Here is a 22,406-nt window from a genome sequence, read left to right as displayed (position 1 = left end):
GCGCTACTCCGACTCCGCGAGCGTGTCGCCCACGAGCGTCGAGAGGATCGACGCCTCCTGCAGCTGGCCGAGGATGCGCGAGGCGACCCGGCCCTCCCTGTCGAGGACGATCGTGGTGGGCACCGCGTTCGGCGGGACATCGCCGGTGAAGGCGAGCTGCACCGAGGAGTCGGTGTCGACGATGGAGGGGTAGCTGATGCCGTAGTCGGCGGCGAAGCTTGCGGCCGTCGGCGCCTGGTCGCGCACGTTGACGCCGACGAACGAGACGTCCTGGCCCTCGAACTCGGTGTTGACCGCCTGGAGGTCGGCGGCCTCGGCGCGGCAGGGAGCGCAGCTGGCGTACCAGAAGTTGACGACGACGACCTGGCCGGCGAGGTCGGCCGAGTCGATGGTCGCGCCGTCCTCGTCGGTCCCGGTGAACTCGATCGTCTCGCCCCGCTGGTCGACCGGCACCTCCGTGATCGTGCCGTCGCCCGAGATGAAGCCGTTGTTGGTGCCCTGCCGGTAGTCCTCGGCGAGCTTGTCGCGGGTGCAGCCGCTCAGCGCGAGGGCGCCGACGAGCACGAGCACGCCGAGCGCGCGGGTCCGGCGCATCAGACCGCTCCGACGTCGGTGGCGAGGCCCTGGAGGCCGGCCGCCGGGTCGGAGTAGCCGACCTCGACGAAGCGGTCGCCCCGGCGCTCGAAGGTGGTGATGCTCGAGAGCGCGCAGCGGCGCTTGCGCGGATCGTGGAAGAGCTTCTCCCCCGCGATCGCGCGGTGGGTCGTCCAGATCGGCAGCTGGTGGCTGACGAGCGCGGCGTCGCCGGAGGCAGTGCCCTGCCAGGCGGACTCGAGCGCCGCGTACATCCGCGCCGAGATGGAGAGGTAGGGCTCGCCCCAGCTGGGCTCGAAGGGGTTGCGGAGCAGCGGCCAGCTGCGCGGGTCCTTGAGTGCCGAGTTGCGGGCGGCGACGCGCTTGCCCTCGAAGCGGTTGGTCGGCTCGATCAGGCGCTCGTCGGTGACGATCTCGAGCTCGAAGGCCTGCGAGATCGGCTGGGCCGACTCCTGCGTGCGCTGCAGCGGCGAGGCGAACAGCGCCGTGACGGGGCGGCGGCGCTCGAGCAGGTCGTCGGCGGCGGCGCGCGCCATCCGGTTGCCCAGGTCCGAGAGCCGGAAGTGCGGGAGTCGCCCGTAGAGGACCCGGTCGGGGTTGAAGACCTCGCCGTGCCGCACGAGATGGATCTGATCGGCAACCACGAGCGTCAAGTGTACGGAACGCCGCGTGGAGGAACGCCGGGAATAGGGACGGCCGATCCGCACCTCTGCCGAGCTCGGCTGGAGCGGCCGGTCAGCGCCGCGCGCTCACCGCCGCGGAGAGCCGCCGCACGAGCGAGCCGGGCAGGTGGCGGACCACGCTGATCGGCACGCCGAACCGCCAGGAGGGGATCGAGACGACCGAGCCGCGCGCCACGTCGCGCAGGAACTCCTCGACCACCGCGTCCGCGTCCAGCCAGAGGAAGGAGGGGATGGAGGCGGTGTCCATCGCCGCGCGCTCGTGGAACTCGGTGCGCACCCAGCCCGGGCAGAGCGCCGCGGCCCGCACGCCGCTGCCGCGCAGCTCCACCGCCAGCGACTGGGTGAAGGCCGTCGCCCAGGCCTTGATCGCCGAGTACGGCCCGAGGTGCACGAAGCCGGCGACGCTCGACACGGTGAGGATCGCCCCGCGCCCGCGGCCGACCATCGCCTGCGCCGCGGCGCCGGAGAGCACGGACACGGAGCGGACCATCACCTCGAACGCCTCGTCCTGTGCCGCGACGTCGGGCTCGGCGAAGCTGCCGTCGATCCCGAAGCCGGCGTTGTTGACCAGCACCCGGACGGGCCGCTCCGGGTCGACGAGCCGGATTCGCACCCGCTCGACGTCCCCGCGGTCGGAGAGGTCGGCGGGCAGCACCTCGACGTGCGGGGCGCCGAGCGCGCGGAAGGCGGCGGCCGCCTCCTCGAGCCGGCCCCGATCGCGGGCGACGAGGACGAGGTCGAAGCCACGGCGGGCGAAGGCGCGCGCGAAGGCGGCCCCGATGCCGGTGGACGCTCCGGTGATCAGTGCGGTGCTCATGCGGGCGACGCTACCGCGCCGCGGACCGCCGACCGGCCGGCACGTCCGCGCACGCCTCGCCGGTCGACAGCCGGCCGTCCCGCATCGTCGCGACCCGGTCCAGCCGCGGGAGGTGCGCCTCCTCGTGCGTCACCAGGAGCGTCGCCGTCCCGCGCTCGCGCGTGAGGCGGACGATCAGGTCGATGATCGCCGTGCCGCGCTCGGTGTCCAGAGCGCTCGTCGGCTCGTCGACCAGCAGCACCGACGGCGCGTTCATCAGCGCGCGGGCGATGTTCACCCGCTGCCGCTGACCGCCCGAGAGCTGCGCCGGGCGGGCGTGGGCGCGGTCGGCGAGACCGACCTCCGCGAGGAGCTCGTCCGCCCGCGCCGACGCCGACGGCCGCCGCCGGTCGCCGAGCCGGTCCATCACGAGCAGCTGCTCGCGGGCCGTCAGCGCGGGCAGCAGATTGGCCTGCTGGAAGACGATGCCGACTCGGGAGCGGCGCAGCCGGGCCGCCCCCGCGCGGGACAGGCGCGACACGTCGTCGCCGTCGATCAGCACGCGGCCCGAGTCCGGGCGGATCAGCGTCGCCGCCAGCGCGAGCAGGCTGGACTTGCCGGAGCCGCTCGGGCCCGTCAGCCCGGTCACGGTGCCCGGGCGGCAGTCGAGGTCGGCCCGGTCGACGGCGGTGAGGCGCGAACCGCCGTCGTCGAAGGTGAGGGTGGCGTCCCGCAGTTCGATCATCGTCCGCTCCCGAGGGCGGTGAGGGGGTCGGTGGAGACGACGGTGCGCAGGGCCGCGGCGGCGCCGAGCAGTCCCAGCGCGATCATCAGGGCGACCGGGACCAGCGTGGTCACGGGGCTGAGCAGGAACGGCAGGGCCGAGCCGGCGAGCGAGCCGAGCCCGAGCACCGCGAGCAGCCCCGCGCCCGTCCCCGCGATCAGCACGACGAGGGCCTGGCCGAGGGCGTCCCGGAGCAGGGAGGGTGTCGACGCGCCGAGGGCCTTGAGCACGGCGATGTCGCCGGAGCGCTGCATCGTCCAGACCGTGAAGAACGCTCCGACGACGAGCGCGGCGATCCCGAAGAGCATCGCGACCATCAGCAGCAGCGAGCCGATCTCGGACCGGAACGAGCCGATCGCGGTGAGTGCGGCGAGCGGGGCCCGAGCGATCGTGCCGGTCGCCGCCTCCCCCGCCGCCCAGTCCGGCGAGCCGCGCACCGCGAGGACGGTCGCGTCGGCCGGCGTGCCGAGCGAGGCCGCGAGCGCCCGCCAGGCGGCGAGCGGGAGGCGGACCACGGGGGTGTGGCTGTACCAGTCGTCGCCGCCGATCGAGGAGACGACGGCGGAGGTGCCCGCGATGCGCACGGCGTCGCCGACTCCGACGCCGAGCGCTTTCGCCGCGGGGGCCGAGAGCGCGATGCCGCCCGGGTCGGCCGGAGCCCCGAGCGCCGCGTCGACGCCGAGGACGGCGACCGCGACGCGCGCTCCGTCCGCCTCCGCCCGGGCCTGCAGCACGCCGAGCGGCTCGACGGAGACGACTCCCGGGAGCGCCGCCCACTCCGCCTCCTGCTGCGCGGTGACCGCGGAGTCGGCGAACGAGGGCGCGTCGTCCCCGGCCGAGAAGACGAGCCGGTCGGCGGGCACGCCGAGGACCGCCGAGACGTTCTGCAGGGCCAGCCCGCCGGTCAGCCCGGAGAGGAACCCCACCAGGAGGGTGAGCAGCGCGACCACCGCGCCGATGAGCAGGAATCGGCCGCGAGCGGAACGCAGCTCGCGCCAGGCGACGAACACGGGGACCTCCAGGGAGTCGATGCCGCGGGGATCGGCGGCCCCTCCAGCCTGGAAGCGGCGCGGATCCGGCGCATCGTGCGGTCGACCGGGGGCGCCGCCCGCTCTTCGAGGGACGGCCGCCTCCTCCTTTCGCACGATGACAGGCAGCCCCGCGGTGCGTAGCGTTCCCCCGTGCCGCACACCCCGCTCGCCCCCGTCCTGACGGGACTGCGCGCGGGACTGCACCTCCTGGTCGGCGGTCTGCTCGCCCTGGTCGCCGTGCGCACGCTCGTCGAGCCCGGCCCGCGCACTCCGGCGGTGCTCCTGCTCTGCCTCCTCCTGCTCGCCGCGTACCTCGCCGGGCCGCGCTGGACGGCCCGCTCGCGGCGCCGCGGGAGGCTGTGGCTCGCGGGAGTGACGCTCGCCTGGGCCGCACTCGTCCTGCTCGAGTCCGACGCCGCCTACCTCGCGTTCCCGCTGTTCTTCCTGGCGATGCACGTGCTGCCCCCACGGGCGGCGGTCGCCGCGGTGCTCGGCCTCACGGGCATCGCCGTCGCGGCCCTCGGCTGGGACGACCGGTGGAGCATCGGCGGGGTCGTCGGCCCGGTGATCGCCGCCGGGATCGCGATCCTGATCGGCCTCGCCGCGCGCGCCCTCGCCCGGGAGGCGCGCGAGCGGGAGGAGCTGCTCGCCGAGCTGCTCGCCACCCGCGACCGGCTCGGCGCGAGCGAGCGCGCGGCCGCCGTCGCCGAGGAGCGCTCGCGGCTGGCGCGCGAGATCCACGACACCGTCGCGCAGGGTCTGTCGAGCATCCAGATGCTGCTGCACGCGGCCGAGCGCGCCGACCCCGGGCGGCCGGGCATCGAGCACGTCCGGCTCGCCCGGGAGACCGCCGCGGCCGATCTGGACGAGACGCGGCGCTTCATCCGCGAGCTCGCCCCGCCGGCTCTCGACAGCGAGAGCATCGACGGAGCGCTGCGGCGACTGGCCGGCACGCACTGGGAGCGCTCGGGCGTCGTCGTGACGGTCGACGCCGAGGACGGTCGCGCCCTGTCGATGCAGACGCAGACGGCGCTGCTCCGGCTCGCCCAGGGCGCGGTCGCGAACGCGCTGCAGCACTCGGGAGCGAGCGCGGTCTCGCTGACGCTGCGCAGCGACGGCGGCACCGCCCGGCTCGAGATCGCGGACGACGGGACCGGGTTCGATCCCGAGGCGGCCGCCCCCTCAGCGCGGCCGGACTCCTTCGGCCTGCGGGCGATGCGCGAGCGGGCCGAGCAGCTCGGCGGGCGGCTGGAGGTCGAGTCGTCGCCGGCCGGCACGACGGTCCGCGCCGAGCTCCCCGCCGGCGGCACCCCGTGATCCGCGTCCTCCTCGTCGACGACCACCCGATCGTCCGCACCGGGCTGCGCGCGCTGATCGCCGCGGACCCGGGTCTGACCGTGGTCGGCGAGGCCGGCTCCCCCGCGGAGGCGATCAGCGCCGCCGCCCGCCTGCACCCGGACGTGGTGCTGATGGACCTGCGCTTCGGCGCCGACCGCGAGACCGGCGTCGACGCGACGCGGGCGCTGCGGTCCTCCGCCGTGCCGCCCTCCGTCCTCGTCCTCACGACCTACGACACCGACGCGGACATCCTGGGCGCGGTCGAGGCCGGGGCGAGCGGCTACCTGCTCAAGGACGCGCCGCCGGAGGAGCTGCTCGCCGCGATCCGCGCGGCCGCCGCCGGCGAGAGCGCGCTCGCCCCGGCCGTCGCCGCGCGGCTGTTCGAGCGCCTCCGCTCCCCCGCCCCGCGGCTCAGCGCCCGCGAGACCGAGGTGCTCGCCCTCGTCGCCCAGGGCCTCAGCAACACCGAGGTCGCTGCCCGGCTGTTCGTGACCGAGACCACCGTCAAATCGCACCTCGCGCACGTGTTCGCGAAGCTCGGCGTCACCTCCCGCACCGCGGCGGTCTCGGCCGCGCGCCGCTCGGGCGTGCTGCGCTGACCCCCCGGCGGACCCCGCGGGTAGACTCCCCTACCGTGACCGACGAGACCCGCCTCCCCCGAACCACCGTCAGCAAGCTCGCCGCCCTCGAGGACGGCCCGGTGCGCGTCGCCGGCTGGGTCGAGACCGTGCGCGATCAGAAGAAGGTGCAGTTCGTCGTCCTCCGCGACGAGTCCGGCGCCGTGCAGCTGGTGAACCCGGCCGTGCGCGAGGCCGTCGAGGGCGACGACGCCTCCGCCGCGAAGCTCGCGATCACCGAGGCGATCTCCGGACTCGCGCAGGGCTCGTTCGTGAGCGTGACCGGTCAGCTCAAGCACGACGAGCGCGTGAAGCTCGGCGGCCTCGAGGTCAAGCTCGAGTCGCTGGAGATCGTCAGCGCGTCGATCCCCGAGGCGCCGATCGCGGCCGACTCCGGCATCGACAAGCGGATGGACTGGCGCTTCCTCGACCTGCGCCGCCCCGAGCAGAACCTGATCGCCCGGGTGCAGACCACGTTCGAGCACGCGCTGCGCACGTACTGGATCGAGCACGACTTCATCGAGATCCACACCCCGAAGCTGATGGCGAGCGCCTCCGAGTCGCGAGCCGAGCTCTTCGAGGTCGAGTACTTCGAGACCAAGGCCTACCTCGCGCAGAGCCCGCAGTTCTTCAAGCAGATGGCGCAGCCGGCCGGCTTCGGCAAGGTCTTCGAAGTGGGGCCCGCGTTCCGCGCCGACCCGAGCTTCACCTCCCGGCACGCGACCGAGTTCACCAGCGTCGACGCCGAGGTCTCCTGGATCGACTCGCACGAGGACGTGATGGAGCTGCACGAGCAGCTCATCGTCGCCGGCCTCACCGCGGTCGTCGAGAAGCACGGCGAGGCCGTCAAGGCGCTCTTCGACATCGACCTGCGCGTGCCGACCACGCCGTTCCCGCGCATCCCGCTCGCCGAGGCGAAGCGGATCGTCGCCGAGCGCGGCTACGAGGTGCCCCGCGCGGACGACGACATGGACCCCGAGGGCGAGCGCCGCATCGCGGCCTACGTGCAGGAGGAGTTCGGCCACGACTTCGTCTTCCTGACCGACTACGCCTCGAGCATCCGGCCGTTCTACCACATGCGCCGCGAGGGCGACGGAACGATCACCAACAGCTACGACCTCATCTACAACGGCGTCGAGATCTCCACCGGCGCGCAGCGCGAGCACCGCGTCGACGTCCTCGTCGAGCAGGCGCGCGAGAAGGGCCTGGAGCCGGAGGAGCTCGAGTTCTACCTCGACTTCTTCCGCTACGGCGTCCCGCCTCACGGCGGCTTCGGCATGGGGCTCTCCCGCGTCATCATGCTGATGCTCGGGCAGGCCAACCTGCGCGAGGTCACGTACCTCTTCCGCGGGCCCACCCGCCTGCTGCCGTAGGGCCCGGCGGACCGGGGTCTCGATACGCCGCTCCGCGGCTACTCGACCAGCATGAAGGTGCGCACGCGTTCACTTCGTGCTGCACGCGCGGGCGTCCGTCTCATGCTGATCGAGTAGCCCTCGCAGAGGGCGTATCGAGATCCACCCGCTCGCAGGACGGCGGGTCTCGATACGCCGCTCCGCGGCTACTCGACCAGCATGTGGAGCCGCGTCAGCGGGGCAGGCGCTCGTACGGGACGCGGCGGCTCAGCCAGCCGAGCACGCCGGCGACGGCGGCCGCGACCGTCGCAGGCACGAGCAGCAGCCAGAGCGCCGAGGTCACGGCGACCAGCGCGAGCGCCACCGCGGCGACCCCCGCGCCGATCGCGAAGTTCCAGCGCACGTCGGTCACCACCCCGGCCTCCGGCCGCGCCCACAGCACGACGAGCGCCGTCGCGATCGGCCCGAGCAGCAGCCCGAGCACGAACCAGCGCCAGCGCGAGCGCCCCTTCTGCTCGGCGAGGCCGGCCGTGACGATCGCGAGAGCGAACCAGAGCCAACCGGAGCCTTGGGTGAGTGTCATGCCCGGAGCCTACGGCGCGGGCAGGATCATGAGGTCGAGGTAGTCGGTCAGGCAGGCCACCATGTCGACCGCGTCGTTGTCCAGCAGCCACTGCAGCTGGATGCCGTCCCAGAGCGCGATGATCGAGGCGGCGACCCGGTCCGGATCCGCACCCTCGCGCAGCCGCCCCTCGGCGCGCAGCTCGCGGAGCTGCCCGGCGTAGTCCGCGCGCAGCCGCTGGAAGCGCGAGGCGAAGAAGTCGCGCCCCGGATGCTCGTCCGTCGTCGACTCCCCGCAGAGCACCGCGTAGAGCTCGATCACGCCGGGCGCCGTCTCGTTGTAGCGGGTCTGGCGCACGATCCCCTCGACGAGCCCCTCCTCCGGATCGACGGGCGTCGAGCCGTCGCCGGTGATCAGGTCGCGGTGCCGCAGCACGGCCAGGAGCAGATCCGTCTTCGACGGGAAGTAGTGCAGCAGGCTCGTCTGGCTGAGCCCGACCCGGTCGGCGACGTCCTGCAGCGAGCCGCGAGCGTAGCCGCGGGCCGCGAAGACCGCGTGCGCCGCCTCGATGATCGCGCGCCGGCGCTCGGCCGACTTCGCATAGGGACCGCGGCGGGTGCTGCGGGCAGGGGTCGCCTCCGTCATCAGCCGCTCCTCGCCCTCGAAGTGCCGGCTGCGCAGCCGGTCGATCGCCCAGCGTAGCGCGCGCTCGGAGCGACCCGGCGGCGCCGGCTGCCAATTTCGAGTAAGCACTCGAAATTGTGGTAGCGTCCCGATCAGCCGGGCGGACTGGTCCCGGACTCCACCACGATGAAGTGAGGGAAACATGCACCCGTTCACACGACGGCAGCTGCTCGCCGCGGGCCTCGGCACCGCGGCACTCGGCGGCCTGACCGCCTGCGCGACGCCCGGCACCGTGTCGGTCAACGCCGGCGCGGCGATCCCGGCGGCCACCGGCCCCGTCCGGCTCCAGTACTGGGCCTGGCTCAAGGACCTGCAGAAGGTCTGCGACGTCTGGAACGCCTCGCACCCCGAGATCCAGGTCGACGCGGTCTGGATCCCCGGCGGCAACGCCGGCGGCTATCAGAAGCTCTACTCGGCCCTCGCGGCCGGCGGCGGCCCCGACATCGGCCAGGTCGAGATGCGCTCGCTCCCCGAGTTCCTGCTCGTCAACGGCCTCGTCGACCTCAACCGCTACGGCGCCGAGGACTACGCCGACCTCTACGACCCCACGCTCTGGGGCCAGGTCAGCTACACCGGCGGCGTCTACGGGATCCCGCAGGACAGCGGCCCGATGGCGATGTTCTACCAGCCCGAGATCTTCGACAGCGTCGGCGCCGAGACCCCCACCACCTGGGACGACTGGGCCGCCGTCGCCACCGAGCTGCGCGGCGTCGACTCCTACATCGACTGCTTCCCCCTCGCCGACGCCTCGGTGTTCGCCGCCTTCGCCACGCAGGCCGGCGCGCAGTGGCTGAAGGCGGAGGAGGACGGCTGGGTCATCGACATGACCGACGAGGCGACGACGAAGGTCGCGTCCTTCTTCGACTCCGCGATCGACCAGGACCTGGTCGAGGTCGGCTACGGCGCCTACTCCCCCGCGTGGTTCGCGGCCGCCGCGAACGGCGGGATCGCCTCCTGCACGACGGCGAGCTGGGGCGACGCGCTGATCGAGGGCGTCAGCGGCGGTGCCGGCAAGTGGCGCGCGGCGCCGATGCCGGTCTGGGAGGGCACGGGCTACGGCTCGAGCTTCCTCGGCGGCTCGACGGCGGCCGTCTTCGCCAACAGCAGGCATCCGAAGGAGGCGCTCGAGTTCGCCGTCTGGATGACCACCTCGCAGGAGGGCATCGACGCGATGATCGCCAACAGCGGCATCGGCTGGTCCCCGGCGGTCGGCGAGATCGGCTCGGTCCGCAAGGGCCCGAGCGAGTTCTTCAGCGGGCAGAACTACAACGAGGACGTCTTCGTCCCCGCCGCGACGGAGCAGAACCCGGACTGGTCCTGGTGGCCGGTCACGCAGCAGTCGTTCAACATCCTCAGCGACGGATTCCGGAAGAAGGCGTCCGGGACCACCCTCGTCGACGCCGTGGCGCAGGCGGAGCAGCAGATCATCACGGTCTTCCAGAACAAGGGCCTCAGCATCAGGAAGGCCTCCGCATGACCACCACGACCTCCCCCGCCGCCGCCGCGGTCGCCGCCACCTCGAAGGCGCCCGGCGCCTCGAAGCGCAGCCGCGCGGTCACCCGCGCCCCGTGGATCCTGCTCGCGCCGTTCCTGGCGCTCTTCGTCCTCACCTTCGTCATCCCGATCGTCGTCGCCATCGGCTCGAGCTTCACGAGGGTGACCCGCTCGGGCCTCTTCGGCGAGGCGGGCGTGACCAGCGGCTTCGCCGGCTTCGACAACTACGCCCAGGCCCTCGCCGACGGCAACTTCATCGCCTCGATCGGCCGGATGTTCCTCTTCGGCATCGTGCAGGTGCCGATCATGATCGCGCTGTGCACGGTGCTCGCGCTGATGCTCGAGTCCGCGTCCGCGCGCTTCCCGGGCTTCTTCCGTGCCGCCTACTTCCTGCCCTACGGCGTGCCCGGCGTCATCGCCACGATCCTGTGGTCGTTCCTCTACGTGCCCGGGCTCAGCCCGATCGTCGACGCCGCGAACGTGGTCGGCCTCGACCCCGACTTCCTCGGCGCGAACTCGGTGCTCTGGTCGATCGCGAACATCTCGCTGTGGAGCTACACCGGCTACAACATGCTGATCATCGTCGCTCAGCTGAAGTCGATCCCGGTCGAGCTGTACGAGGCCGCGAAGGTCGACGGAGCCTCCACCTGGCGGGTCGCACGCAGCATCCAGCTGCCGCTCATCCGCCCGGCCCTCGTGCTCACGACGATCTTCTCGATCATCGGCACGCTCCAGCTCTTCGCCGAGGCGCAGGTGCTGAAGACGGTCGCGCCCGCGATCGACAGCCAGTACACGCCGAACCTCAGCGCGTACACCACCGCCTTCGCCTACAACGACTACAACGTCGCCGCCGCGCAGGCCGTGCTGATCGCGCTCGTCGCGTTCGCCCTCTCCTTCACGTTCCTCTCGATCTCGAACAGGAAGTCCTCATGAGCACGACGGAGCGCGCCACCGCCGATGCGCCCACGACCACCGGCATCGTCACCGCCGACCGGCCCGCGAAGGCCGGCCGCGGCCCCGACCGCTCGGCCGGGCGCAACCGCGCCTCGACGATCATCGTCACCGCGATCCTCGTCGTCGTCGCGGTCTACTTCCTGATCCCGGTCTACTGGGTCGTCGTCGCCGCGACGAAGACCACGGGCGACCTCTTCGCCACCTACGGCTTCTGGTTCGCGCCGACCTTCGCGCTCTGGGACAACCTGGGCCAGGTGCTGACCTACGACGGCGGCATCTTCGTCCGCTGGTTCCTCAACTCCGTGCTCTACGCCGGCGTCGGCGCTCTGCTCGCGACCTACCTCGCGGCCGCGGGCGGCTACGCGCTGGCGAAGTACGAGTTCAGGGGCAGCAGACTCGTCTTCGGCACGATCCTCGCGGGCGTCCTCGTCCCCGGGACCGCCACCGCGCTCCCGCTGTTCCTGCTCTTCAGCCAGATGGGCATCGCGAACACCTACTGGAGCGTGCTGATCCCCTCGCTGGTCTCGCCCTTCGGCCTGTTCCTCTGCCGGATCTACGCGCAGGCGACGGTCGACACGGCCATCATCGAGGCGGCCAGGATCGACGGCGCGAGCGAGCTGCGGATCTTCCACACCCTCGGGCTGCGGATCCTCACCCCGGCGCTGGTCACCGTGTTCCTCTTCCAGCTGGTCGGGATCTGGAACAACTACTTCCTGCCGCTCGTGATGCTCTCCGACACCGAGCTCTTCCCGATCACCCTCGGCCTGAACAACTGGCTCAGCCAGGTGGACCGGCTGCCCGAGTTCTACGAGCTCACGACCGGCGGCGTCCTGCTGTCGATCATCCCGCTCGCCATCGCCATGATCGTGCTGCAGCGCTTCTGGCGCGGCGGCCTGACCGAAGGATCCGTGAAGTGACCCTCGCCCCGACGTCCTCCCACTACCTCGCCGACACCGGCCCCGGCTCCGGCCGGCGCCGCGCAGCCCGCTCGTGGCTGCACTCCGACGCCCCGACGCTCCCGCTCGACGGGGACTGGCGCTTCCGCCTGCTCCCCGCCGCGCCGGGGACGCCCGGCGGTGCCGACGCGCTGCCCGAGGGCGAGGGGGTGGACGACGTCGGGGCGGAGTCCTTCGACGACTCCGGCTGGGACGTCCTGCCCGTCCCGTCGCACTGGGTCCTCCAGGGCGACGGCCGCTACGGGCTCCCCGCCTACACCAACGTGCAGTTCCCCTTCCCGACCGAGCCGCCGTTCGTCCCGGACGAGAACCCGACCGGCGACCACCGCCGCACCTTCGAGCTCCCGGAGTCGTTCGCCGGCGCCGAGGCGGTCGTGCTCCGCTTCGACGGCGTCGAGTCGCGCTACCGCGTCTGGGTCAACGGCGTCGAGATCGGCATCGGCTCCGGCAGCCGCCTCGCGCAGGAGTTCGACGTCACCGAGGTCGTGCGGCCCGGCGAGAACCTCGTCGTCGTCCGCGTGCACCAGTGGTCGGCGGCCAGCTACGTCGAGGACCAGGACCAGTGGTGGCTGCCGGGGATCTTCCGCTCCGTGCACCTGATCGCCCGCCCGGTCGGCGGCGTCGAGGACGTCTTCGTGCGCGCCTCCTTCGCCGCCGGCGCGGGCCGGATCGAGACCGAGCTGACGGCCGGTGACGCGGCCTTCCCGGTCACCCTCCGCGTCCCCGAGCTCGGCATCGAGACGGTCTGGGCGAGCGCCGGCGAGGTCGGCCCGATCGAGGTCCCGGCCGTCGAGCCGTGGTCGGCGGAGGCGCCCCGGCTCTACGACGCCGAGGTCTCCTCCTCGGGCGAGACGGTCTCGCTCCGCCTCGGCTTCCGCACGATCGAGATCCGAGGGGACCGCTTCCTCGTCAACGGCGAGCGCGTCGTCTTCCACGGCGTCAACCGCCACGAGACGCACCCCGACCGCGGCCGCGCCTTCGACGAGGAGTTCGCCCGCGCGGACCTCGCGATGATGAAGCGGTTCAACGTCAACGCGATCCGCACCAGCCACTACCCGCCGCACCCGCGCCTGCTCGACCTCGCCGACGAGCTGGGCTTCTGGGTGATCCTCGAGTGCGACCTCGAGACCCACGGCTTCGAGCGCTACGGCTGGGCCGGCAACCCCAGCGACGACCCGGCCTGGCGCGAGGCGTACCTCGACCGGATCGAGCGCACCGTCGAGCGCGACAAGAACCACCCGAGCATCGTGATCTGGTCGCTCGGCAACGAGGCCGGCACCGGGGCGAACCTCGCCGCGATGTCGGCATGGGCGCACGGCCGCGACCCCGAGCGCCCCGTGCACTACGAGGGCGACTACACCGGTGCCTACACCGACGTGTACTCGCGGATGTACTCGTCGATCCCCGAGACCGAGCAGATCGGCCGCGACGACTCGCGGTCGCCGCTGCTCGGCTGCACGGCCGGCGAGTCCGCGCGCCAGCGCTCGAAGCCGTTCCTGCTCTGCGAGTACGTGCACGCGATGGGCAACGGCCCTGGAGCGATCGGCCAGTACGAGGACCTCGTCGACCGCTACCCGCGGCTGCACGGCGGCTTCGTCTGGGAGTGGCGCGACCACGGGCTGCGCGCCCGCACTCCCGAGGGCGTCGAGTACTACGCCTACGGCGGCGACTTCGGCGAGGTCGTGCACGACGGCAACTTCGTGATGGACGGCATGGTCCTCTCCGACGGCACGCCGAGCCCGGGGCTGTTCGAGTGGAAGCAGATCGTGGCGCCGGTGCGCGTCACGGTCGAGCTCGACGCCGTGCTGATCGAGAACCGGCGGCACGACGCGTCGACCGCCGACCTGCGCTTCGAGTGGCGGGTCGAGCTCGACGGGCGGATCACCGCGGAGGGCGTGCTCGACGCTCCGGCGATCGCGGCGGGCGACTCCGCTCGCGTGGCGCTGCCGGCGCTCGACGTGCCGACCGGCGGCGAGGCGTGGCTGAGCGTCGACGCGGTCCTCGCGTCGAGCACGGTCTGGGCCGAGGAGGGGCACGTGCTCTCCACCGGTCAGCGCCGGCTCTCCGCGCCGGCACCCGTCCCCGCCTGGGCGCGCTCGCCCCGCGACGGCGCGCCCGTCGAGGGCGCCCTGGGCCTCGCGAGCTTCCGGAACGGGCGGCTCACCGCCCTGGCCGGGCTGGCGGTCGACGGCCCGCGCGCCGAGCTCTGGCGCGCGCCGACCGACAACGACGAGGGCGACGGCTTCCCCGCGTACACGGACGGCGACCCGTACACCGGCAACGGCAACGGCGTGCCCGCGCCGTCCTCCGCGAGCCGCTGGCGCGAGGCGGGCCTGGACCGCCTCGTCGGCCGCGTCGAGTCGGTCGACACCTCGTCGGGCGTCCGCCGGCGGACCCGCTGGTCGGCCGCCGACCTCGATGCGGCGCTCCTCGTCGAGGAGCAGTGGAGCACCGACGGCGACGCGGTCGTCCTGCGCGTCGACCTGGTGCCGACCCGCGGCTGGGGCTCGGTCTGGCCGCGGCTCGGCGTCCGGCTCGACCTCCCGGCCTCGGTCGACGGCGCCGAGTGGTTCGGCACCGGTCCGCGGGAGTCGTACCCGGACAGCCTCCGCGCCGCCCGGGTCGGCCGCTTCTCCGCCGGCATCGACGAGCTGAAGACGGAGTACGCGCGCCCGCAGGAGAACGGGCACCGCAGCGCCGTCCGCGAGCTGGTCCTCCGCGAGGGCGGGACCGATCGCCTCCGCATCGAGGCGGCGCCCGACCTGCACGGCCGGCTCCCCGGCTTCACGCTCGCGCGCCACACCGCGCACGAGCTGACCGCCGCCGGGCACCCGCACGAGCTGCCCGCCTCCACCCGCTCGGTGCTCACGATCGACGCCGCCCAGCACGGCCTCGGCTCGCGCGCCTGCGGCCCGGACGTCTGGCCGGACTTCCAGCTGCGCCCGGAGGCCCGCACCATCCTGCTGCGCTTCACCGCGGCCGGCTGACAGACGGCGGGTCTCGATACGCCCTCCGGGCTACTCGACCAGCAAGGAAGGACGGCTGCGCCGCGCCGCCTCGGAGCAGGCGCCCGCATCCCTGCTGATCGAGGAGCCCGCGCGGCGGGCGCATCGAGATCCACCACCGTCAGCACCCGGGTCTGCAGACCCGCCCTGCTGAGGACGGCGGGTCTCGGTACGCCCCCGCGGGGGCTGCTCGACCAGCACGGGGGCGCGCATCCGCCGACGCCCTCTTCCGGACATGTCCGCTAGCGGCGCTTGCGGTGGGTGGGTGCCACTCCGGACACTGGGTCCTGCCTGGTCGGCGCAGAACGACCACTCGGGGCGACCCGAACCCTCCCCGAGTGGTCGGGACCCTTCCCGGCACCTGGGCCGCGAAGCGCGGACGAGACCTGCGCCGCTAGACCTCGGCCGGTCCGTCCGGGGCCACTCGGCCCCCCTCCGCCGACCAGGCTGCTCCCAGCGCGAACAGCGTGGGCGCTCCGTAGTGCTCCATCGCCGCCGAGATCCGGCGCCGGCCCGTGCGCGGGTTGATCCCCAGCCGGTGCGACGCCGCCTCGAGGGTCATGCCCGTCCGCATCAGGCGGAGCAGCGGCGTCCAGCTCTGCTCGGCCGTGCCGACCGGCAGCGCCCGCCGCCACAGCTCCTCGAAGTACGCGCTGACCAGCCCGGCCAGCGCCTCGTGCCGCACACCCAGCACGCTCGTCGGCCGGGTCTCGCCCCACTCGAACGGCACCGCCAGGTACTCGCCGTCGACCCAGAACCAGCTCGGCATCGTCTCGAGCAGGCGGTACTCCACGCCCGCCTTCTGATACGCCTCGATCCGCGCGAGCACGCGAGGATCGCGCACTCCCTCCGCGGGGATGATGACGCGCACCCGGTCCTTCGCGGCGAGCGCCTGGCCGAAGCGCTGAGCCCGCTCGGTCGGCGGATCGAGGAAGCGCTCGACGTCCGGGAGCACCGCGATCAGCGTCCCGGAGTCGCTGCGGACGAGATCGAACCAGAGATCCTCCGACGCGTGCGGCCCGTGGCGCAGCAGCGTGGGGACGAGATCGTCCGCCGCGGCGCCGACCGACCACGCTCCGAGTAGCGACGGCAGGTCTCCGATCAGGCGCTCGATGCCGTCCAGCGCGTCGAGGGTGGCGCGGCGGGCCGCCACGGTGTGCTGGAGCACGGTGTCCGCCGCCCAGTCGGCGGGCGGGACGTAGCCGATCTCGTCGCCCTCCCCGGCGAGGAGGCCGAGGCCGCGGAACCGGTCGACGGCGGTGCGCACGTCGGCCGGGTCCAGGTGGACGAGCTCGGCGGCCGCCGCGATCGTCCGGGGACGGCCGCGATGCAGGGCCGCGATCAGACTGTCGTCGCGCACCGGGGTCCCGTGCCCGTCACCAGCTGCCGGCGGCCGCGGTCCCGCCGGAGCGGGGGCGTCGCGGCGGAGGAGCGCCTCACTGCTCCGTCGGGTGCGGCAGCGGCCCGCCGATGAGCAGGTCGTCGTTCTCGCGGCGGCGGCGCAGGACGACGGCGGTGACGAGTCCGGCGATCAGCAGCGCGACGAGCACGCCCGCTCCGATGGTGAGGCCGACCCCGGCCGAGAGCCCGCCGGTGCTGGCGGCCGCCGGCGGCACGGCGCCCGCCTTCGCGGAGGTGATGGCGATGCCGCAGACCTGCGCGGCGTCGGGGGCCGTCGCGGTCGAGCCCTCCCCCGGGTAGGCGACGGTGACCGCGGCGGTGCGCTTGCTGACCGAGCCGACCGCGACGAGGCAGTAGACCTCGGCCGTGGGCTCCGCGACGATCGCGTCGCCGAGGTCGAGGTCGGACCAGCCGAGTGCGTCGACGCGGACCGAGAGGTCACCGGCCGCGAGGTCCGCCTGGACGCCGGCGGTCGTGAAGGCGCCCACCGTGACGCTCTCGACCGGGCCGAAGCCCCAGACCGCTCCGCGCGGCGTGGCCGCCTCGGAGCTGGACGCCTCGCGCGGCTCGACGAGGATGCCGGGGGCGGAGGAGGCGATCAACGCGAACGTGGTGGTCGCCGAGGAGCCGCGGTCGCCGGAGACGGTGATCGTGTAGGTGCCGATGGAGAGGAGCGCGGCGGTCGGCACGGTGGCCGATCCGGTGCTGGTCGTCTCGCCGTCCTGGCGGTTCTCGACCGTCAGCGGGCTCTCGGTGCCGGCCGGCGCTGCGAGCGTCGCGGTGGCGTTCTCCTCGCGCTGGAAGCCGGCGTAGGCGACGCCCACCCCGTAGAAGCGGGCGAGGTCGACGGTGAGCGCGCCGGGGTCGACGCCGGCGTCGCGGGTCAGGAACACCGAGACGGCGGGGCCGCCGGCGGTCTCGGTCCCGGGGACGGGAGCCGCGGCGGGGTCGGCCGCGGAGGTCGAGAGCAGGGTCCGTCCGGGCGCGGAGGCGCGGGGCGGCGTCGCGCCGGCCTCGGTCGTCGTGGTGCCGCCGGCGGTGCCGCTGCCGCCGCCGGTCGAGCCGGAGTTGGACCCGCCGGTGCTGCCGCCGCCGGTCGAGCCGCCGCCCGTGCTGCTGCCGCCGGTCGAGCCCCCGCCCGTGGAGCCGCCGCCGGTCGATCCACCACCCGTGGAGCCGCCGCCGGTCGATCCACCACCCGTGGACCCGCCGCCTGTCGATCCACCACCGGTGGACCCGCCACCGGTGGAGCCGCCACCCGTGGAGCCGCCACCCGTGCCGGGCGACGGGTTGCCACCGCCCGTTCCGGGGCTCTCATTGCCGCCGGTACCAGGGTTGCCTGCCCCGGTGCCCGGAACAGGGACGGGCTCACTCGACGGGCCCTCATCGGGGATCCCCTCGACAGGCGGCGTCGTCGGCTCATCCGGCTCGGGTGCCGGCTCCACAGGCGTGGTCGTCGGCTCACCGGCGGGCCCCTCGGGCGCAGGCGGAGGCGGAGGCGCGGGCTCCTCGGACGGCGTCGTCTCGACGGGCTCGCCCGGCACCGTCACCACGGGCTCCTCCGGAGCCGGAGCGACGCTCGTCGACGGGTCGGGCAGGTTCTCGGCCTGAGCCGACGCGGGCAGCGCGAGCCCGGCGAGGAGCAGGGCGAGCGTGAGCGCGGAGGCCGTGGAGCGGCGACGCTGCTGCAGCAGACGCTGTCGAGACATGGATGTTCCTCCCCGCGAGACGCCGAACGCACCCCGAACGTGGGGAGCGAGCCTCCCCGTGAAGAGACTATGCGCGATCCGCGAGCGCTCGAGGGAACTCCAGTCCCCCATCCGAGGGGCCTTCTACAACATTCCGATCACGGCGGATCCGCGGGATCGCGCGGGGATCAGGCGCGCTCGAGCAGCGCCCGGCGCAGTCGATCCGGATCGACGCGCCAATAGGTGTGCACGCGCCCGTCGAGCAGCACGACCGGGATCTCCTCGACGAACCGCTCGTGCAGCTCCGCGTCGTCGAGGATCGAGGCCTCGGCGAGCGAGACGTCCGGAGCGCCGGGGACGTCGGCGAGCTCGGCCAGGACCTGCTGGACCACGGTGCGGGCGTCGTCGCAGAGGTGGCAGCCCGGCTTGCCCACGAGAGTCAGCGCGACGTCCATCCGCCCAGTTTAGCCGGGGCGGTCACGGGCGACGCGGGGGGTCGACGCCCCCGGAACGCAGACGAGCGCCCGACCCCAGAGGGGCGGACGCTCGAAGGGGAAGAGGCGCGAGCCTACTTCTTGTTGCGACGCTGGTGACGAGTCTTGCGAAGCAGCTTGCGGTGCTTCTTCTTCGCCATACGCTTGCGACGCTTCTTGATGACAGAACCCACGAAGACCTCACAACGTTCAGGGGGTCGACCGCCCGACGGACGGCCGCTTACGAAAAACTGGCTCCCGCGAGCTTACACGACGCGGCCCCCGCCGAGGATCCGCGCCCGAGGTCCCGCTCGGACGAGCCGCGCGACCGCCTCACTTGCGGATGCGCAGCGCCTCCGCGACCTTCGTCGCCCCCTCGCTCACGCCGCGCTGGATGTCCTGCACGACCGCGCTGACCTGGTGCGTCCGCTCGGCGAGCGCCCGGCCGAGCGACTCGGCTCGAGCGGCCGCCGCCGCGTCGAGCACGGCGGCGCCGTCGTCGGCCTCGTCCGCGGCGCCGAAGGGCAGCAGCCAGTCCTCGACGGCGACGAGCGGCGCGTACTGCAGCGCGTAGATGCGGTGCTGCCCGCTCTCGCGGACGGTGACGAGCCCCGCCTCGCGCAGCACCTTCAGGTGCTTGGACACCGTCGGCTGGCTGAGCTCGAGCTTCGCGACGATGCGCGAGACGCTCATGCCGCCCGCGCCCTCGACCCGCTGCTCCAGCAGGAGGGAGAGGATGTCGCGGCGGGTGCCGTCCGCGATCACCGCGAAGATGTCAGCCATGTGCCCAGGGTAGTCAGCGCCCTGCGCGCGGGGCAGGGTGTCGCCCGTGCGCATGCCCCGCGGCGCATGGCGTCCCGGCGCCCCGGGCGCCGACCGCCGAGCGGGTAGCATGGCCGCGATCGAGTGGAGGGCCCGCCGTGGTGGTTCGGCAGCAGTTCCGCAGCCCCGTGGGCGTCTCGCCGGCCTCGCCGTGGTCGAGCTTCGCCCGGGCGCGCGACCTCGTCGACGACTTCGCCGGCCGCTCGCCGTCGCGCTTCGCGATCATGATCTTCTCGGCGCTGATCCTCGTCTTCACCCTGCTCTTCTCGCTGCCGGTGTCGAGCACGACCGGCGCCGTCACCCCGCTGCACGACGCCTTCTTCACCGCGATGTCGGTCATCTGCGTCACCGGTCTCGCCACGGTGGACATGGCCACGCACTGGTCGGCGTTCGGGCACTCGATCGTCTTCATCGGCGTGAACATCGGCGCGCTCGGCGTGCTGACGCTGGCGTCGATCATGGGCCTGGCCATCTCGCGCCGGCTGGGGCTGCGCGCCAAGCTGATGGCCGCGAGCGACTCGAACCCGCTCCGCATCCACTCCGGACCCGTCGCCGAGGGCCAGGCCGTGCGGCTCGGCGAGATCGGCGGCCTGCTCGCCACGGTCGCGATCAGCGCCGCCGTGATCGAGATCGTGGTCGCCCTGCTCCTCTTCCCGCGGATGCTGATCGACGGCATCCCGGTCGGCGAGGCGATCTGGCACTCCTTCTACTACTCGGCGATGGCGTTCACGAACACCGGCTTCGCCCCGAACGCCGCGGGCCTCACGCCGTTCGAGGACGACTACTGGTTCCTCGGGATCCTGATGATCGGCGTCTTCCTCGGCTCGATCGGCTTCCCCGTGATCTACGCGTTCTCACGCGGCTGGCGGCGACCGCGCAAGTGGTCGGTGCACGTCAAGCTCACGCTGGTCACGTCGCTGATCCTGCTCGTCGCGGGGGCCGTGCTCTACATCGTGCTCGAGTTCGACAATCCGACGACCTTCGGCACCCTCGACGCGGGCGACACCGTCTTCCAGTCCTTCTTCCTGTCGACGATGACGCGCTCGGGCGGGTTCTCGACGATCTCGATCCCCGACCTCAACGGCTCCAGCCTGCTCGTCACCGACATGCTGATGTTCATCGGCGGCGGCTCGGCCTCGACGGCCGGCGGGATCAAGGTGACCACGCTCGCGATCCTCTTCCTCGCCGCGTTCGCCGAGGCGCGCGGCAACAACGACATGGAGGCGTTCGGCCGCCGGATCCCCAACGACGTGCTGCGCCTCGCGGTCTCGGTCGTGCTCTGGGGCGCCACCACCGTCGCCGTCTCCTCGGTCCTGATCCTGCACATCACCAAGGCGTCGCTGGACCACGTCCTCTTCGACGTGATCTCGGCGTTCGCCACCTCCGGCCTGTCGACCGGGCTCACCGCCGAGCTGCCGACGTCGGGTGTCTACGTGATGGCGCTGACGATGTTCATGGGCCGCGTTGGTACCGTGACTCTCGCTGCCGCGCTCGCCGCGAGCCAGCGCAGGCAGTTGTTCAGACGACCGGAAGAGAGGCCCATCGTTGGTTGACCGCATCAGGTACGACGCCCCGGTGCTGGTGATCGGCCTCGGTCGCTTCGGTGCCGCCACGGCCGGCCAGCTCGACCGCCTCGACCGCGAGGTGCTCGCGATCGACGCCGACGCCGGACTCGTGCAGAAGTGGTCGGAGCGGGTCACCCACGCGGTCCAGGCCGACGCCCGCTCGCTCGACGCCCTCGCCCAGATCGGCGCGCAGGACTTCCAGGTCGCCGTCGTCGCCGTCGGCTCCTCGATCGAGGCGTCCGTGCTGATCACCGCGAACCTCGTCGACCTCAAGATCCCGCAGATCTGGGCCAAGGCGATCTCGCGCTCGCACGGCAAGATCCTGGAGCGGATCGGCGCGAACCACGTGATCTACCCCGAGGCCGAGGCGGGCGAGCGCGTCGCGCACCTGGTCTCGGGCCGCATGCTCGACTTCATCGAGTTCGACGACGACTTCGTGCTCGCCAAGATGTACCCGCCGAAGCCGATCCGCGGCCTGACCCTCACCGAGTCGGGCGTGCGCCGCAAGCACCGCGTCACCGTCGTCGGCGTGAAGAGCCCGGGCAAGCCGTTCACCTACGCGACCGAGCAGACCGTCGTCTCCAACCACGACCTCATCGTCGTCAGCGGCACCCCCACCGACATCGAGCGCTTCGCGGCCCTGGGCTCCTGACCCCCTCCGCGAGATGCCACTTCGGTACGCCTCGCACGGCGTGTCGCGTACCCGAGTGGCATCTCGCGTGAGGAACGGCGGGCGTCAGGAGGCGGCGAGCTCGCGGGCTCGGGCCAGGGCCGCGTCGGTGGCGCGGGTGAAGAGGGCGGCGAGGTCCGCCTCCTGGAGGACGGCGATCGCCCGCTCGGTCGTCCCGTTCGGGCTCGTGACCCGGCGGCGCAGCTCGGCCGGGTCCTCGCCCGAGTGCACGAGCAGCTCGGCGGCGCCGCGGAAGGTGCCGGTCACCATGGTCGCGGCCTGCTCGGGAGTGAAGCCCTTGGCGAGCGCCGCGGCGGTCAGCTCCTCGACCAGGAGGAAGACGTAGGCCGGCCCGGATCCCGAGATCGTCGACAGCGCGTCGAGCTGCGATTCCGGCACCTCGACGACCTCGCCGACGGTCTCGAACAGCCGGCGCACCAGCGCCAGGTCGTCCTCGCTCGAGCGGGTGCCGGCGCTCAGGCCGGTGACCGCCCGGCCCACGACGGCCGGGGTGTTCGGAATCGAGCGGAGCACGGCGACCGAGGCGGGCAGGTGCGCCTCGAACGTCGCGACGGTCACGCCCGCTGCGACGCTCACCACGATCGTCCCCGGGGCGAGAGCGTCGGCGATCTCGTCGAGCAGCGCGGGCACCATGTGCGGCTTCACGGCCACGAGCACGACGGCGGCGCCCTCGACCGCGCGGCGGTTCGCCTCCGGGTCCTCGGCGGTCGCGAACGCGGTCACCACCGGGTGGCCGCTCCAGCGCGCCGCCTTCTCCGCATCGCGGTTGGTCACGCGGACGCCGCCCTGCACCTCCACACCCGGAGCGAGCAGACCGCTGAGGATCGCGCCTCCCATCGAGCCGAGCCCGAGGACGGCGATGGACGGGAGCTGCACGGGTGCGTCGGTCATCCGCCCATCGTACGAACGCGCGGGC

Annotated in this window: 22 protein-coding genes; 9 read left to right on the top strand and 13 right to left on the bottom strand. The window is 73.1% G+C overall.

Translation table 11 applies throughout. The features are described 5' to 3' along the window. Positions 1–3: 3 nt before the first annotated feature. The 5 genes from HRK28_RS11010 to HRK28_RS10990 form a co-directional block, all read right to left on the bottom strand. A complete protein-coding gene (locus HRK28_RS11010) occupies positions 4–594 on the bottom strand; it encodes a TlpA disulfide reductase family protein (protein WP_160090680.1) in 591 nt (196 codons plus the stop codon). Next, complete coding sequence (locus tag HRK28_RS11005; RefSeq protein WP_123446605.1) at positions 594–1,238, bottom strand: histidine phosphatase family protein; 645 nt, start codon at positions 1,236–1,238, stop codon at positions 594–596. The genes HRK28_RS11010 and HRK28_RS11005 overlap by 1 nt, the downstream gene beginning before the upstream one ends. Positions 1,239–1,329: 91 nt before the next feature. Continuing rightward, the gene (locus HRK28_RS11000; protein WP_173251508.1) at positions 1,330–2,094 is read right to left on the bottom strand and encodes an SDR family oxidoreductase; all 765 of its coding nucleotides are present in this window, start codon (positions 2,092–2,094) and stop codon (positions 1,330–1,332) included. Positions 2,095–2,104: 10 nt separating this feature from the next. Next, the gene (locus HRK28_RS10995) at positions 2,105–2,818 is read right to left on the bottom strand and encodes an ABC transporter ATP-binding protein (RefSeq protein ID WP_173251507.1); all 714 of its coding nucleotides are present in this window, start codon (positions 2,816–2,818) and stop codon (positions 2,105–2,107) included. Beyond that, complete coding sequence (locus HRK28_RS10990; RefSeq protein WP_173251506.1) at positions 2,815–3,867, bottom strand: ABC transporter permease; 1,053 nt, start codon at positions 3,865–3,867, stop codon at positions 2,815–2,817. Before HRK28_RS10990 ends, HRK28_RS10995 begins: the two co-directional genes overlap by 4 nt. Positions 3,868–4,038: 171 nt before the next feature. Here HRK28_RS10990 and HRK28_RS20155 point away from each other — a divergent pair, with 171 nt between their 5' ends. From HRK28_RS20155 to aspS, 3 genes are read left to right on the top strand one after another with little or no spacing between them, the layout of a single operon-like run. Continuing rightward, on the top strand, positions 4,039–5,205 hold the full coding sequence (locus HRK28_RS20155; protein WP_173251505.1) for a sensor histidine kinase: 1,167 nt from the start codon (positions 4,039–4,041) through the stop codon (positions 5,203–5,205). Then, positions 5,202–5,825 carry a response regulator transcription factor gene (locus HRK28_RS20150; RefSeq protein ID WP_173251504.1) on the top strand — a complete coding sequence of 208 codons (624 nt, stop codon included), beginning with the start codon at positions 5,202–5,204 and terminating at the stop codon, positions 5,823–5,825. The genes HRK28_RS20155 and HRK28_RS20150 overlap by 4 nt, the downstream gene beginning before the upstream one ends. A gap of 35 nt (positions 5,826–5,860) precedes the next feature. Next, positions 5,861–7,216, top strand: a complete 1,356-nt coding sequence (gene aspS / locus HRK28_RS10975; protein ID WP_367948401.1) for an aspartate--tRNA(Asn) ligase — start codon at positions 5,861–5,863, stop codon at positions 7,214–7,216. A 211-nt stretch (positions 7,217–7,427) separates the two neighbouring features. Here the strand turns inward: aspS and HRK28_RS10970 are convergent, their stop codons facing one another. Both HRK28_RS10970 and HRK28_RS10965 read right to left on the bottom strand, forming a co-directional pair. Next, a complete protein-coding gene (locus HRK28_RS10970; RefSeq protein ID WP_173251024.1) occupies positions 7,428–7,778 on the bottom strand; it encodes a hypothetical protein in 351 nt (116 codons plus the stop codon). A gap of 9 nt (positions 7,779–7,787) precedes the next feature. Further along, entirely contained in the window at positions 7,788–8,510 is a 723-nt protein-coding gene (locus tag HRK28_RS10965) for a TetR/AcrR family transcriptional regulator (RefSeq protein ID WP_367948400.1), read from the bottom strand. A 73-nt stretch (positions 8,511–8,583) separates the two neighbouring features. On the opposite strand from HRK28_RS10965, the gene HRK28_RS10960 reads away from it, so the two are divergent. The 4 genes from HRK28_RS10960 to HRK28_RS10945 are packed head-to-tail and all read left to right on the top strand — an operon-like array spanning position 8,584 to position 14,832. Next, positions 8,584–9,918: an ABC transporter substrate-binding protein gene (locus tag HRK28_RS10960; RefSeq protein WP_173251503.1), complete on the top strand. Its 1,335-nt coding sequence runs from the start codon at positions 8,584–8,586 to the stop codon at positions 9,916–9,918. After that, positions 9,915–10,868 carry a carbohydrate ABC transporter permease gene (locus tag HRK28_RS10955; RefSeq protein WP_173251502.1) on the top strand — a complete coding sequence of 318 codons (954 nt, stop codon included), beginning with the start codon at positions 9,915–9,917 and terminating at the stop codon, positions 10,866–10,868. Before HRK28_RS10960 ends, HRK28_RS10955 begins: the two co-directional genes overlap by 4 nt. Then, on the top strand, positions 10,865–11,806 hold the full coding sequence (locus HRK28_RS10950; protein ID WP_173251501.1) for a carbohydrate ABC transporter permease: 942 nt from the start codon (positions 10,865–10,867) through the stop codon (positions 11,804–11,806). The genes HRK28_RS10955 and HRK28_RS10950 overlap by 4 nt, the downstream gene beginning before the upstream one ends. Then, on the top strand, positions 11,803–14,832 hold the full coding sequence (locus HRK28_RS10945; protein ID WP_173251500.1) for a glycoside hydrolase family 2 TIM barrel-domain containing protein: 3,030 nt from the start codon (positions 11,803–11,805) through the stop codon (positions 14,830–14,832). Before HRK28_RS10950 ends, HRK28_RS10945 begins: the two co-directional genes overlap by 4 nt. Positions 14,833–15,244: 412 nt before the next feature. Here HRK28_RS10945 and HRK28_RS10940 read toward each other — a convergent pair whose 3' ends face one another. The 5 genes from HRK28_RS10940 to HRK28_RS10920 form a co-directional block, all read right to left on the bottom strand. After that, positions 15,245–16,210 carry a hypothetical protein gene (locus HRK28_RS10940; protein WP_173251499.1) on the bottom strand — a complete coding sequence of 322 codons (966 nt, stop codon included), beginning with the start codon at positions 16,208–16,210 and terminating at the stop codon, positions 15,245–15,247. A gap of 76 nt (positions 16,211–16,286) precedes the next feature. Next, positions 16,287–17,960, bottom strand: coding sequence for a hypothetical protein (locus HRK28_RS10935; RefSeq protein WP_173251498.1), 1,674 nt, complete (start codon positions 17,958–17,960; stop codon positions 16,287–16,289). Positions 17,961–18,127: 167 nt separating this feature from the next. Then, the gene (locus HRK28_RS10930) at positions 18,128–18,394 is read right to left on the bottom strand and encodes a glutaredoxin family protein (RefSeq protein ID WP_160090693.1); all 267 of its coding nucleotides are present in this window, start codon (positions 18,392–18,394) and stop codon (positions 18,128–18,130) included. A 113-nt stretch (positions 18,395–18,507) separates the two neighbouring features. Beyond that, the gene (locus HRK28_RS10925; protein WP_003792170.1) at positions 18,508–18,606 is read right to left on the bottom strand and encodes an AURKAIP1/COX24 domain-containing protein; all 99 of its coding nucleotides are present in this window, start codon (positions 18,604–18,606) and stop codon (positions 18,508–18,510) included. 139 nt (positions 18,607–18,745) lie between these two features. After that, complete coding sequence (locus tag HRK28_RS10920) at positions 18,746–19,195, bottom strand: helix-turn-helix transcriptional regulator (RefSeq protein WP_160090694.1); 450 nt, start codon at positions 19,193–19,195, stop codon at positions 18,746–18,748. A 260-nt stretch (positions 19,196–19,455) separates the two neighbouring features. Between HRK28_RS10920 and HRK28_RS10915 the strand changes: the two genes are divergently transcribed. Both HRK28_RS10915 and HRK28_RS10910 read left to right on the top strand, forming a co-directional pair. Beyond that, positions 19,456–20,787: a TrkH family potassium uptake protein gene (locus HRK28_RS10915; RefSeq protein WP_244231870.1), complete on the top strand. Its 1,332-nt coding sequence runs from the start codon at positions 19,456–19,458 to the stop codon at positions 20,785–20,787. Further along, positions 20,780–21,451: a TrkA family potassium uptake protein gene (locus HRK28_RS10910; protein ID WP_123446620.1), complete on the top strand. Its 672-nt coding sequence runs from the start codon at positions 20,780–20,782 to the stop codon at positions 21,449–21,451. Before HRK28_RS10915 ends, HRK28_RS10910 begins: the two co-directional genes overlap by 8 nt. A gap of 84 nt (positions 21,452–21,535) precedes the next feature. Here HRK28_RS10910 and proC read toward each other — a convergent pair whose 3' ends face one another. Then, positions 21,536–22,381, bottom strand: coding sequence for a pyrroline-5-carboxylate reductase (gene proC, locus HRK28_RS10905; RefSeq protein ID WP_173251497.1), 846 nt, complete (start codon positions 22,379–22,381; stop codon positions 21,536–21,538). Positions 22,382–22,406 lie beyond the last annotated feature (25 nt).

The organism is Rathayibacter sp. VKM Ac-2835, from assembly GCF_013266705.1.
Taxonomy (GTDB): Bacteria; Actinomycetota; Actinomycetes; order Actinomycetales; family Microbacteriaceae; genus Rathayibacter.
The sequence above is the reverse complement of the archived record's forward strand: the minus strand, read 5'-3'. Positions and strand labels throughout refer to the sequence as shown.

Excerpts from the sequence above, each read along its gene's own strand:
- HRK28_RS11000 (WP_173251508.1), bottom strand. The coding sequence starts at position 2,094 with ATGAGCACCGCACTGATCACCGGAGCGTCCACCGGCATCGGGGCCGCC.
- HRK28_RS10955 (WP_173251502.1), top strand. The coding sequence starts at position 9,915 with ATGACCACCACGACCTCCCCCGCCGCCGCCGCGGTCGCCGCCACCTCG.
- HRK28_RS10920 (WP_160090694.1), bottom strand. The coding sequence starts at position 19,195 with ATGGCTGACATCTTCGCGGTGATCGCGGACGGCACCCGCCGCGACATC.
- proC (WP_173251497.1), bottom strand. The coding sequence starts at position 22,381 with ATGACCGACGCACCCGTGCAGCTCCCGTCCATCGCCGTCCTCGGGCTC.
- HRK28_RS10935 (WP_173251498.1), bottom strand. The coding sequence starts at position 17,960 with ATGTCTCGACAGCGTCTGCTGCAGCAGCGTCGCCGCTCCACGGCCTCC.
- HRK28_RS11010 (WP_160090680.1), bottom strand. The coding sequence starts at position 594 with ATGCGCCGGACCCGCGCGCTCGGCGTGCTCGTGCTCGTCGGCGCCCTC.
- HRK28_RS10930 (WP_160090693.1), bottom strand. The coding sequence starts at position 18,394 with ATGGACGTCGCGCTGACTCTCGTGGGCAAGCCGGGCTGCCACCTCTGC.
- HRK28_RS10950 (WP_173251501.1), top strand. The coding sequence starts at position 10,865 with ATGAGCACGACGGAGCGCGCCACCGCCGATGCGCCCACGACCACCGGC.
- HRK28_RS10970 (WP_173251024.1), bottom strand. The coding sequence starts at position 7,778 with ATGACACTCACCCAAGGCTCCGGTTGGCTCTGGTTCGCTCTCGCGATC.
- HRK28_RS10995 (WP_173251507.1), bottom strand. The coding sequence starts at position 2,818 with ATGATCGAACTGCGGGACGCCACCCTCACCTTCGACGACGGCGGTTCG.
- HRK28_RS10960 (WP_173251503.1), top strand. The coding sequence starts at position 8,584 with ATGCACCCGTTCACACGACGGCAGCTGCTCGCCGCGGGCCTCGGCACC.